We start from the raw sequence: 11,644 nt of genomic DNA, 5'->3' as shown, positions 1-11,644 counted from the left end.
GTTGTGAACGCAGCCGGTCCCGGGGCGCCGGCCCACGGCCTCCAGGCCGCCCGGGTGGAAGAGACCTCCGGCAGCGATGACGCTGACATGTGTGCTGAGCCATCTGCCGGAGGCGAATTAGCAGTGGACGTTTCGTGGACCCTCTGGGTGCTGACCATTCTCGGTCTGTGCATCCTCATCGGCGCCGATTTCTTCATCGGCCGCAAACCGCACGACGTATCGATCAAGGAAGCGGGCACCTGGACGATCGTCTGGATCGTGCTCGCCGCACTCTTCGGCCTCGGCCTGTGGTTCTTCGGCAACGGCCAGGCCTCGCAGGAGTTCTTCGCCGGCTTCATCACCGAGAAGTCCCTGAGCGTCGACAACCTCTTCGTCTTCGTCCTGATCATGGCGAAGTTCGCGGTGCCCTCCCACCTCCAGCAGCGCGTCCTGCTGGTGGGCGTGCTGATCGCCCTGGTACTGCGCGCGATCTTCATCGCCGCCGGCGCGGCGATCATCGCCAGCTTCTCGTGGGTCTTCTACATCTTCGGCGCCTTCCTGATCTACACCGCCTGGAAGCTGATCCAGGAGGCGCGCAAGGACGAGGACGAGGAGGAGTTCGAGGAGAACCGCCTCCTCAAGTCCGTCGAGAAGAAGTTCGGCGTCGCCGACAAGTACCACGGCACCAAGCTGTTCATCGAGAGCAACGGCAAGCGCGTCCTGACCCCGCTGATGGTCGTCATGCTCGCCATCGGCACCACCGACGTGCTGTTCGCCCTGGACTCGATCCCCGCGATCTTCGGCCTCACCCAGGACCCGTACATCGTCTTCACGGCCAACGCCTTCGCCCTGATGGGTCTGCGCCAGCTGTACTTCCTCATCGGCGGCCTGCTCAAGAAGCTGGTCCACCTCAGCTACGGCCTGTCGATCATCCTCGGCTTCATCGGCGTCAAGCTGGTGCTGCACGCCCTGCACGAGAGCGGGCTGAACGTCCCCGTCGTCTCGATCCCGGTCTCCCTCGGCGTCATCTGCGGTGTCCTGGTGATCACCACGATCACCAGCCTGATCGCCTCGAAGAGGCAGGCGGCAGCCGAGGCCGCCGCCCGCCCGGAGAGCATCGACGCGTAGGGCCCTGTCGCCCGCGGGGCTATGCGGGGGCGGCCGCTTCGGCCGCCCCCTTTCCCGCATCCGCGCCCGTCCGCGCCCGCAGGAGTGCCGGATTCGTCTCCGGCAGCAGCGCGAAGCAGGCCAGGCTGAGCAGGGCGATCCCGCTCAGGTACACGGCCACGCCCCACGGCGGACCGGAGCCGCCCGCCAGCGCCGTCGCCACGATGGGGGTCAGCGCCCCGCCCAGCACCCCGCCCAGGTTGTAGCCCACGGCCGCGCCCGTGCAGCGGATCCGCGGGGCGTACAGCTCCGGCACGTACGCGCCCACCACGGCGAACATCGTCACCATGCCCAGCAGCCCGCCGAGGCAGCCCAGCGTCATCAGCACCGGATCCGCCGTCCGCAGCAGCGCGACGAACGGGAACATCCACACCAGGCACATCGCGCTGCCGATCAGGCAGAGCGGCCGACGGCCGTACCGGTCGCCGAGCACCGCCACCAGCGGGGTCAGCAGGGCCTTCAGCGCGACGGCCGCCATGATGCAGCCCAGCATCACCGTGCGGTCGACCCTGAGGTGCTCCGTGGCGTACGCGAGGGACCAGGTGGTGACCGCGTAGAAGACCGCGTACCCGACGGACAGGGCTCCGCCGGTCAGCAGGACCAGCCGCCAGTGCCCGCGCACGACCTCGGACAGCGGGGCGTCGGATCGCCGGCCGGTCTCCGCGAGGGCGCGGAACTGCGGGGTCTCCTCCACCGAGCGGCGCAGCCACAGCCCGGCGAGGGCCAGTACGCCGGCCGCCCAGAACGGCACGCGCCAGCCCCAGGACGTGAACTGCGCGTCGGTCAGCGTCGCGGAGAGAGTGAGGATCATGCCGTTGGCCAGCAGGAACCCGACCGGCGGGCCGATCTGCGGAAAGCTCGCCCACAGTCCGCGCCGCTGCTCGGGGGCGTGCTCGGCGGTCAGCAGGACGGCGCCGCCCCACTCGCCGCCGAGGCCGAGGCCCTGGAGGAAGCGCAGTACGAGCAGCAGCAGGGGCGCCGCCATGCCGATCGTCGCGTACGTGGGCACGCAGCCGACGGCGACCGTGGCGAGACCGGTGAGCAGCAGGGAGCCGAGCAGGACCGGGCGCCGGCCGTAGCGGTCGCCGATGTGGCCGAAGAGCACGGAGCCCAGCGGACGCGCGAGGAATCCGATGCCGAAGGTGCCGAAGGCGGCGAGGGTCCCGGCGAGCGGGGAGAAGGACGGGAAGAACAGCGGGCCGAGCACGAGGGCGGCCGCCGTGCCGTAGACGAAGAAGTCGTAGAACTCGATGGCGGTGCCGGCGAGCGAGGCCGTCGCCAGCCGCAGCATCGAGGGCGGGCGGGGGACCGCGGGGAGGGAGGGGGAGGGGTCTTGTTGCATGGTGCAGCAAGTACCCCGCCCCACACCCCCAGGACGTGCGTTCGGTCATCTTCGACCGGAAGGAGTGCTTCCTGTCGCGGTGTTGACCGGGACCGGTCCGGGCGGGACGTCCCGGCCGGGCGGGTGGGCCCGCCGGGCCGCGGACCGTACGCCTGCTACCAGCCGCGCTCGCGCCACTCGGCCAGGTGCGGCCGCTCGGCGCCGATCGTGGTGTCGTTGCCGTGGCCCGGGTAGACCCAGGTCTCGTCCGACAGCTCCCCGAAGAGCTTGTGCTCGACGTCGTCGATCAGCCGCTCGAAGGCCTTCGGGTCGCCCCAGGTGTTGCCGACGCCGCCGGGGAACAGGCAGTCGCCGGTGAAGACGTGCGCGTGCCCGTGCGGGTCGTCGTAGATCAGAGCGATGGAGCCGGGGGTGTGGCCGACCAGGTGGCGGGCGGTCAGCGTGATCCGCCCGACCGTGACCGTGTCCCCGTCCGCGACCGGCACGTCGGTCGCCACCGGGATGCCCTCGGCGTCGTGGGTGCCCGCGTAGGTGCGCGCGCCGGTCGCCTCGACGACCTCGGCGAGCGCTCCCCAGTGGTCGCCGTGCCGGTGGGTGGTGACGACCGAGGCGATGCCGTCGTCACCGATCAGGTTCAGCAGGGTCTCCGGCTCGGCGGCCGCGTCGATCAGCAGCTGCTCGTCGGTGGCCCGGCAGCGCAGCAGGTACGCGTTGTTGTTCATGGGGCCCACCGCGACCTTGGAAATCATCAGGTCCGGGAGTTCGTGCACGTCGGCCGGACCGCCGACCTTGACTGCTCCGCTGTACGTCATGTCCTGATCCTAGAGCGGGGGAAGGGTCGGGAGGGGACCGCCGACGACAGTGAGGTGTGCGCCCCCGTCGCCGCGGCCGGCCAGCCAGGCGAGGAGCTCGGCGCCGGTGCCGAGCAGGGTGACCGGACCGCCCTCCTCGCCGCCCGTGTGCCAGGTGGAGCCGTCGCCGTCGCCTTCGATCTGCAGGGTCACCGGGGGCACCTCGGGGCGCCCTGACCAGCGGTCGGCGAGGAAGGTGATCTCGCGGGCGGTGAACTCCTGCGGGAGGTCGGACAGCTCGTAGCCGATGTTCAGGTCGACGTGGTGCAGCTCGACCTCGACGAGGCGCCGGAACGGCACGTTGGAGGCCAGGTCGGTGACGCCGTTGCGCAGCTCGACGGTGCGCGACCAGTCCTGGTCCTGCCCGGTCTGCGCCAGGAACGCGGAGTGGGTGGCGCGTACGTCGGCGAGCTGGACCTCCAGCGGGCGCGGGGCGTCGCGCTCGATGTCGGAGTCACGGGCCTCGGCGCTCGCGTACATCGGGCGGCCGGCGAAGACGTTGACGAGGGCGTCCGCGTTGCGTGCCAGGTGGGCCAGCACGTGGCCGCGGGTCCAGCCCGGCAGATGTGACTCTTCGGCCAGGGCCGCGTTGTCCAGTTTCGCGAGAGCGGTCAGCATTCGGTCCGTGGCTTCACGTACAGATTGCAGGTCGTGCACATGATCAGTCATGGATCCGAGCCTAGTGCCGCCGACCCCCGGCCACACGAACGGGTGAACCCGTCTGCCGAGTGCCGTAAATCGAATGCGCGTGCTATACGCTCGAAGTCCAAGCTCTTCTCCATCGCAGAGGCGCCCACCCAGCCAGCCGTACGCTGGACAGTCGGGGGCCCCGTGCCCCCGCTCTCTCAAGAAAGGTGCGGACCGGCGTGACCGACCGTCTCATCGTTCGTGGCGCTCGCGAGCACAACCTCAAGAACGTCTCGCTTGACCTGCCCCGCGACTCACTCATCGTCTTCACCGGACTCTCCGGTTCGGGCAAGTCCTCGCTGGCCTTCGACACGATCTTCGCCGAGGGCCAGCGCCGCTACGTCGAGTCGCTCTCGTCGTACGCCCGCCAGTTCCTGGGGCAGATGGACAAGCCCGATGTGGACTTCATCGAGGGGCTCTCGCCGGCCGTCTCGATCGACCAGAAGTCGACCTCGCGCAACCCGCGCTCGACGGTCGGCACCATCACCGAGGTCTACGACTACCTCCGCCTCCTCTTCGCGCGCATCGGCAAGCCCCACTGCCCCGAGTGCCGCCGCCCGATCTCCCGCCAGTCGCCGCAGGCGATCGTCGACAAGGTGCTCGCCCTTCCCGAGGGCAGCCGCTTCCAGGTGCTCTCGCCGCTGGTGCGCGAGCGCAAGGGCGAGTTCGTCGACCTCTTCTCCGACCTCCAGACCAAGGGCTACAGCCGGGCGCGGGTGGACGGGGAGACCATCCAGCTCTCCGAGCCGCCCACGCTGAAGAAGCAGGAGAAGCACACGATCGAGGTGGTCATCGACCGCCTCACCGTCAAGGAGAGCGCCAAGCGCCGGCTCACCGACTCGGTGGAGACCGCCCTCGGCCTCTCCGGCGGCATGGTGATCCTGGACTTCGTCGACCTCGCCGAGGACGACCCCGAGCGTGAGCGGATGTACTCCGAGCACCTCTACTGCCCGTACGACGACCTGTCGTTCGAGGAGCTGGAGCCGCGTTCCTTCTCCTTCAACTCCCCCTTCGGCGCCTGCCCCGAGTGCACCGGCATCGGTACGCGCATGGAGGTGGACCCGGAGCTGATCGTCCCCGACGAGGACAAGTCCCTCGACGAGGGGGCGGTCTCGCCGTGGTCCCTCGGCCACACCAAGGACTACTTCCAGCGGCTGATCGGCGCGCTCGCCGGCGAGCTGGGCTTCCGTACGGACATCCCGTGGGCCGGGCTGCCGCAGCGGGCGAAGAAGGCCCTGCTGTACGGGCACAAGACGCAGATCGAGGTCCGCTACCGGAACCGGTACGGGCGGGAGCGGGCGTACACGACGGCCTTCGAGGGCGCCGTTCCGTTCGTCAAGCGCCGGCACGCGGAGTCCGAGAGCGACGCCAGCCGCGAGCGCTTCGAGGGCTACATGCGCGAGGTGCCCTGTCCGACCTGTGAGGGCACCCGGCTCAAGCCGATCGTGCTCGCGGTGACGGTGATGGACAAGTCCATCGCCGAGGTCGCCGCCATGTCGATCAGCGAGTGCGCGGACTTCCTGGGGCGGATGCGGCTCGACGCCCGCGACAAGAAGATCGCCGAGCGGGTCCTGAAGGAGGTCAACGAGCGGCTGCGCTTCCTCGTCGACGTCGGCCTGGACTACCTCTCGCTGAACCGCGCCGCCGGCACCCTGTCGGGCGGTGAGGCCCAGCGCATCCGGCTGGCCACGCAGATCGGCTCCGGTCTCGTGGGCGTGCTGTACGTACTGGACGAGCCGTCCATCGGCCTGCACCAGCGGGACAACCACCGGCTGATCGAGACGCTGGTGCGGCTGCGGGACATGGGCAACACGCTCATCGTCGTCGAGCACGACGAGGACACCATCAAGGTGGCCGACTGGGTCGTGGACATCGGCCCGGGCGCCGGTGAGCACGGCGGCAAGGTCGTGCACAGCGGCTCGCTGAAGGAGCTGCTGAAGAACTCCGAGTCGATGACCGGGCAGTACCTGTCCGGGAAGCGGTCCATCCCGGTGCCGGACATCCGCCGTCCCGTGAACGGGGAGCGGAAGCTGACTGTGCACGGCGCCAAGGAGAACAACCTGCGGGACATCGACGTGTCCTTCCCGCTGGGCGTGCTCACGGCGGTCACGGGCGTATCGGGATCGGGCAAGTCGACGCTGGTCAACGACATCCTGTACACGCACCTGGCGCGCGAGCTGAACGGCGCCCGGTCGGTGCCGGGACGGCACACGCGGGTGGACGGGGACGACCTCGTCGACAAGGTCGTGCATGTCGACCAGTCGCCGATCGGCCGGACCCCTCGCTCCAACCCGGCGACGTACACGGGCGTCTTCGACCACGTGCGCAAGCTCTTCGCGGAGACGATGGAGGCGAAGGTGCGCGGCTACCTGCCGGGCCGCTTCTCCTTCAACGTGAAGGGCGGCCGGTGCGAGAACTGCTCCGGCGACGGCACGATCAAGATCGAGATGAACTTCCTGCCGGACGTGTACGTCCCGTGCGAGGTCTGCCACGGCGACCGGTACAACCGGGAGACGCTGGAGGTCCACTACAAGGGCAAGTCGATCGCCGAAGTCCTGAACATGCCGATCGAGGAGGCTCTGGGCTTCTTCGAGGCGGTGCCGACGATCGCGCGGCACCTGAAGACGCTGAACGAGGTGGGGCTCGGGTACGTCCGGCTCGGCCAGTCGGCGCCCACGCTGTCGGGTGGTGAGGCGCAGCGCGTGAAGCTGGCGTCGGAGCTGCAGAAGCGGTCGACGGGCCGGACGGTGTACGTGCTGGACGAGCCGACGACGGGTCTGCACTTCGAGGACATCTCGAAGCTGATCAAGGTGCTGTCGGGGCTGGTGGACAAGGGGAACTCGGTGATCGTCATCGAGCACAACCTGGACGTCGTCAAGACCGCGGACTGGGTCATCGACATGGGCCCCGAGGGCGGCTACGGGGGCGGCCTCGTGGTGGCCGAGGGCACGCCGGAGCAGGTCGCCTCGGTGGGCGCGAGCCACACCGGCAAGTTCCTGCGGGACATCCTGGGGGCGGAGCGGGTCTCGGACGCCGCCTCGCTCGTGGCCCCGCCGAAGAAGGCCGCCGCGAAGCGGACGGCCGCCAAGAAGACGGCGGCCCCGGCCAAGAAGGCTGCCGCGAAGAAGGCGACGCCCCGGGCCCGCAAGGCCTGACCGCGCAGAGCCGGGTGGAGGAGGGCCCCCGCAGCCGGACGGCTTGCGGGGGCCCTCCTCCGCTTCCGCGCCCCCGTGGGCGGTTCCACCCCCGTGGGGGCCGCCCGGGCAAGGGTCCCGGGGCCAGGCTGCCGCGGGGATCAGGCCGCCACGCCCACCGCCCTGTCGGCCGGCCGACGCCGCCCGTGGCTCCGAACACCGCCAGTTTCATCGCCGGCTCCCGTCGGGCCGGTGGAGGAGTCCGCCCCCGCCGTGGCCCGGACCCGGTGGGCCGCTATCCGCCGAGCTCCGCCGCGTACGGCGGCTCCGCGCCCGCCCTCGTGCAGGTCAGCGCCGCCGCGTGGGCCGCGTAGGCGAGGACTCCCGGCCAGTCCACCGGCTCACCGGCCGGGAGAGCCGACAGGCGGTGCAGCAGGGCCGCGTTGACGGTGTCGCCCGCCCCGATCGTGTCCGCCACCGCGACCCGGCGGGCCGGCACCTCGTACTGCGCACCCTCCCGGGTCCGGACCGACAGCCCTTGCGCACCCCGGGTGAGCACCACCGCCGAGGGCCCGGCCGCCAGCCAGTCCGAGACCCGCCCGCCCAGCCACCGGGCGTCCTCCTCCGACAGCTTGAGGACCGAGACGTACGGCAGCCAGCCCAGGAACCGGGCCCGGTACGCCGTCGGATCCCCGATCAGCGCCGGGCGGATGTTGGGGTCCAGCAGGGTCAGCAGCCCGCGCCCGGACTCCCGGCGCAGCAGGGCCTCGTACGCGCTCGCGCCCGGCTCCAGCGCGAGGGAGCAGGTGCCGAGCGCCAGGGCCCGGGTCCCCGTGGGCAGCGCCGCGGGCAGGGTGAACAGCCGGTCGGCCGTGCCCTCCACGTAGAAGCGGTACGCCGCCGAGCCGTCCGGGGCCAGCGAGGGCACGGCGAGGGTGGTGGGCTCCGGCCCGCGCTGCACCAGCGAGAGGTCCACCCCGGCCGCGCGCAGCCCGTCGAGCAGGCTCACGCCGAAGCCGTCCGCCGAGACCCGGGAGCAGAAGGCGGTCTGCGCACCGAGCCGGCCCAGCGCCAGCGCGGTGTTGTACGGCCCTCCGCCCGGCCGCGGCACGAGCGCACCCGGCGGCTGCGCCACGGGCACGAGGTCGATCAGGGCTTCTCCACCGACGACGATCACGCGGGGGAAGGTATCCCATCGGGCGGCGGAACCGGGCAGCGGTATCGTCGGGGGGCCCACCAGAGGCACCGGAAACACCAGTAGCACCAGAACCACCAGAACCACCGGCACCAGCCCCCAGGCCAGGAGAACCGCATGTCCGCGTCGCAGCCCGCCGCCCGCCGTACCGTCCTCAAGGGCGCCGCCGCGATCGTCGGGGCCGTCGGCGGCGGGGCCGCGCTCGCGGCCTGCTCCACGGAGGGCAACAGCGGCTCCGGCTCCCCGGCGGTCCCGGCCGCCCCGGTGGAGCTCGGTGCCGTCTCCGAGGTCCCGGTCGGCGGGTCGAAGCTGTTCCGGGAGAAGAAGCTGGTCGTCAGCTGCCCGGCGGAGGGCCAGTACAAGGCGTTCAGCGCCCAGTGCACGCACGCCGGCTGCGTTCTGGACAAGATCGACGACGGCGAGGGCAACTGCCCCTGCCACGGCAGCCGCTTCGACGTGACGACCGGCAAGGTGCTGCGCGGCCCGGCCACCGATCCGCTGCCCGCCGTCCCGGTCAAGGCCGAGGGCGGCAAGCTCATCGCGGGCTGACGCGGCGCGCCGACACGGGCGTCACGCCCAGTCCCAGCCGATGCCCAGAAGCCCGCGCCGCACCTCCGGCTCGACCAGGTGCACGGCGCGGTGGCGCCCGCTCGGCGTCAGGTCCGCCAGGGAGCCGCGCGGGGCCCCCGGCCCGGACCGGCTGAACCGCCGGCAGCGCACCGGAAGCGCCGCCTCGTCGAAGCGGACCTGGAGCACGTACTGTCCGCCGCTGTAGCTGAACCCGCGCACGTACTCGGTGCAGCGGCCGCCGGTCCCGTCCTCGAAGCCGTAGCCGAAGACGTACGTGTCCCCGGCGCGCAGCCGGGCGTCGAAGAGCAGCTCGGCGACCAGCACCTCGGCCTCGGGGTGCCAGCGGACGCGTCCGGTCCGGCAGTTCTCGTCCGCCCGTACGCGGACCCCGGCCGGGTCGCAGCCGGGGTCGCCGTGGTGGACGGCGAGGTACCGGTCGACCCCGTCGCGGTGGGCCCGTACGACGTGCTGCGACTCGCGGCCGAGCAGTTCGCCGCCCGCCCCGATCCGTACCCGCTCGTGGTGGCCGACGGTGTGCAGGCCGCCGTCGGCGGGCAGTTCCATCCCGGCCAGCAGCCCTTCCACGGCCGCGCCGACGCTGACCAGGGCCCGGTACGAGCGGGCCGGCGGGCGGACGGCCTGCGACCCGGCGCCCTCCGGGGCGGCCAGCAGCCGCAGCAGGGTCCCCTCGGACAGTTCCAGGATCTGCTCCAGCGCCCGTACGGCCTTCAGGGACTCGGGGCGGCTCGGCCGGCGGGCACCCTGCTGCCAGTAGCTGAGGCTGGTCACGCCGAGCTTGATGCCGCGGGCCGCGAGCCGGTGCTGTACGCGGTGCAGGGGGAGGCCGCGGGCGGTGAGCGCGGCACGCAGGGCGAGGTGGAAGGGGCCGGCGCGCAACAGCTGCCCCAGCTCCTGCGCGCTCGCTTGCGTGCTCGCCTGCGTACTCGTCCGCGTGCTCTCCCCGGTCGACCGCATGACGGCTCCTCCTGTGAACATTCACGCGCGGTGGGGCGGGAGGGCTCGCCGGTGGCGCCCGGGGTCCAGGTGAAAGGACGGCAGTCGTTCACACTGCGGTCCCGCCGTTCACACAGCAATGTCACGGCGTATTGAAGCCTGTTGACCTGATCGCGACAACACCCTGATGCTCCTCAGCAGCGTCCGGACGCGCTCCTCCAACCCCCACCCTCCCCGGCCCCACCGGGGAGATCCCCACACGGGAGGAACGCGATGCGCAACCGAATCCGGCGGCGGCTTTCCCTGGCCGCCGTCCTCACCGCCGTGCTCTTCACCCTGCCCACCGGCACCGCCACCGCCGTCGATGCCGCCGCAGGTTCCGCCACCGCCGCCCCCACGAGCGGTGCCGCCGCCGAGTCCGCCCTCGCCTCCAAGCGCCTGAACATCACCATGCAGGCGCAAGCGAAGACCAACTGGTGCTGGGCCGCGAGCGGCAACACCATCGCGACCTGGTTCGGCCGGAACCACACGCAGAACCAGTTCTGCAATGCCGCCTTCAACCGTCAGCAAGGCTACGACTGCCCCAACGACCAGGCCACGCTCGGCAACGTCCAGACCGCCCTGGACTGGGCCGGCATCAACTCCGGTTCGTACGTCAACGGCTGGCTGCGCTACACCACCGTGCAGAGCGAGATCGACGCCGGCCGCCCGGTCGAGACCCGGATCCAGTGGTCCAACGGCGGCGGCCACATGCACGTCGTCTATGGCTACGACACCGCCAACAGCTGGGTCTACTGGGGCGATCCGTGGCCGTCGAGCGACCGCTACAACTGGGCTTCGCACGCCTGGTACGTGGACAACAGCACCTTCTCCTGGACCCACTCGCTCTACCGGATCGGGGCGTGAGCGCCATGACCGCCATGACCGCCATGACCGCCATGACCGGCATGACCGCCCTGTCCACGCGCGTTTCCGCCGCGGTCCTCGCGGCCTGCGCCGTCTCCGTCGTCATCGCAGGGGCCCCGCAGGCCTCGGCGGCGCCCGTCCCGCAGCCCCGGTCCTTCACCGCCGAGTCGAAGGCCGCGGCGGCGCGGGCGGCCGCCGCCCCCGACACCCTGGCCACGCTCTCCCGCTTCTTCGCCCGCGAGGGGAAGGTGGCTCCGGGCGCGGCGCGGCCGCGGATCGAGGGCGAGGCGATACCGGTCAGCTACCTGTCCCCGGACTTCGTCGCGGGCAAGGCCGGGGCGCCGGTGGCCCGGCTGGAGTTCCTCGCCAGCAAGGCGGTCTCCTCCGACGGCCAGGAGGCCGCGCTGTGGACCGCACGGACCGAGGCGGGGTGGCAGGTCGTGAACATCGCCACCGGCGACGACGAGTTCCGGTACGCGCGGCTCGGCGCCGCGAAGCTGCCGGGCGGCACGGTGTTCCGGGAACCGCAGATCGACGCGTGGTACGTGGCCGAGGAAGGCCGGGTGCTGCCGTTGGACGAGGACGCCGAGCGGGCCGTGGGCGCGGGGGGTACCAGCCTCGCCGCGTACCGGACGCGGGTGGCGCGGGCCTACGGGGACAAGTTGCCGGGGTCGGCGTACGCGAAGGACGGCAAGGCCGGAGGGTACGCGGCGGCTGCCGGCGCCGGCGAGGGCATGCCCGCGGCGGCCGGGGCCGTGGCCGGGGGGCTCGCGCTGGCCGCGGTCGGCGCGCTCGCCGTGCGGCGCTCGCGGCGGGGCCGCGCTCCGGCCTGACCGGACCGGCTCCCCGAGGGGTGCAG

Annotated in this window: 10 protein-coding genes; 5 read left to right on the top strand and 5 right to left on the bottom strand. The window is 71.8% G+C overall.

Features of this window, described 5'->3' with window-relative positions; genetic code table 11:
- The first annotated feature begins 123 nt into the window (after window positions 1–123).
- Window positions 124–1,107 (top strand): TerC family protein, encoded by a 984-nt coding sequence (locus ACFXGI_RS13750; protein WP_384705631.1) that lies wholly within the window; start codon window positions 124–126, stop codon window positions 1,105–1,107.
- 19 nt (window positions 1,108–1,126) lie between these two features.
- Here ACFXGI_RS13750 and ACFXGI_RS13745 read toward each other — a convergent pair whose 3' ends face one another.
- From ACFXGI_RS13745 to ACFXGI_RS13735, 3 genes are all read right to left on the bottom strand, one after another.
- The gene (locus tag ACFXGI_RS13745) at window positions 1,127–2,437 is read right to left on the bottom strand and encodes an MFS transporter (RefSeq protein WP_384705771.1); all 1,311 of its coding nucleotides are present in this window, start codon (window positions 2,435–2,437) and stop codon (window positions 1,127–1,129) included.
- Window positions 2,438–2,643: 206 nt separating this feature from the next.
- Window positions 2,644–3,300, bottom strand: a complete 657-nt coding sequence (locus ACFXGI_RS13740) for an MBL fold metallo-hydrolase (RefSeq protein ID WP_384705629.1) — start codon at window positions 3,298–3,300, stop codon at window positions 2,644–2,646.
- Between the two features lie 9 nt (window positions 3,301–3,309).
- The gene (locus tag ACFXGI_RS13735; protein WP_384705627.1) at window positions 3,310–4,008 is read right to left on the bottom strand and encodes a maleylpyruvate isomerase family mycothiol-dependent enzyme; all 699 of its coding nucleotides are present in this window, start codon (window positions 4,006–4,008) and stop codon (window positions 3,310–3,312) included.
- 197 nt (window positions 4,009–4,205) lie between these two features.
- Between ACFXGI_RS13735 and uvrA the strand changes: the two genes are divergently transcribed.
- Entirely contained in the window at window positions 4,206–7,181 is a 2,976-nt protein-coding gene (uvrA, locus tag ACFXGI_RS13730) for an excinuclease ABC subunit UvrA (RefSeq protein ID WP_384705625.1), read from the top strand.
- A gap of 274 nt (window positions 7,182–7,455) precedes the next feature.
- Here the strand turns inward: uvrA and ACFXGI_RS13725 are convergent, their stop codons facing one another.
- Window positions 7,456–8,337 carry a carbohydrate kinase gene (locus tag ACFXGI_RS13725; protein WP_384705623.1) on the bottom strand — a complete coding sequence of 294 codons (882 nt, stop codon included), beginning with the start codon at window positions 8,335–8,337 and terminating at the stop codon, window positions 7,456–7,458.
- Window positions 8,338–8,472: 135 nt separating this feature from the next.
- Here ACFXGI_RS13725 and ACFXGI_RS13720 point away from each other — a divergent pair, with 135 nt between their 5' ends.
- Window positions 8,473–8,904 carry a Rieske (2Fe-2S) protein gene (locus tag ACFXGI_RS13720; protein ID WP_030858934.1) on the top strand — a complete coding sequence of 144 codons (432 nt, stop codon included), beginning with the start codon at window positions 8,473–8,475 and terminating at the stop codon, window positions 8,902–8,904.
- A 21-nt stretch (window positions 8,905–8,925) separates the two neighbouring features.
- Here ACFXGI_RS13720 and ACFXGI_RS13715 read toward each other — a convergent pair whose 3' ends face one another.
- A complete protein-coding gene (locus ACFXGI_RS13715) occupies window positions 8,926–9,900 on the bottom strand; it encodes a hypothetical protein (RefSeq protein WP_384705621.1) in 975 nt (324 codons plus the stop codon).
- Window positions 9,901–10,152: 252 nt separating this feature from the next.
- On the opposite strand from ACFXGI_RS13715, the gene ACFXGI_RS13710 reads away from it, so the two are divergent.
- Window positions 10,153–10,785 (top strand): papain-like cysteine protease family protein, encoded by a 633-nt coding sequence (locus tag ACFXGI_RS13710; protein WP_384705619.1) that lies wholly within the window; start codon window positions 10,153–10,155, stop codon window positions 10,783–10,785.
- Between the two features lie 5 nt (window positions 10,786–10,790).
- Window positions 10,791–11,618, top strand: a complete 828-nt coding sequence (locus ACFXGI_RS13705; protein ID WP_384705769.1) for a hypothetical protein — start codon at window positions 10,791–10,793, stop codon at window positions 11,616–11,618.
- The last annotated feature ends 26 nt before the right edge of the window (window positions 11,619–11,644 follow it).

Source organism: Streptomyces sp. NPDC059355 (assembly GCF_042752335.1).
GTDB lineage: Bacteria > Actinomycetota > Actinomycetes > Streptomycetales > Streptomycetaceae > Streptomyces.
This window is presented reverse-complemented; position numbering and strand designations above follow the sequence as displayed.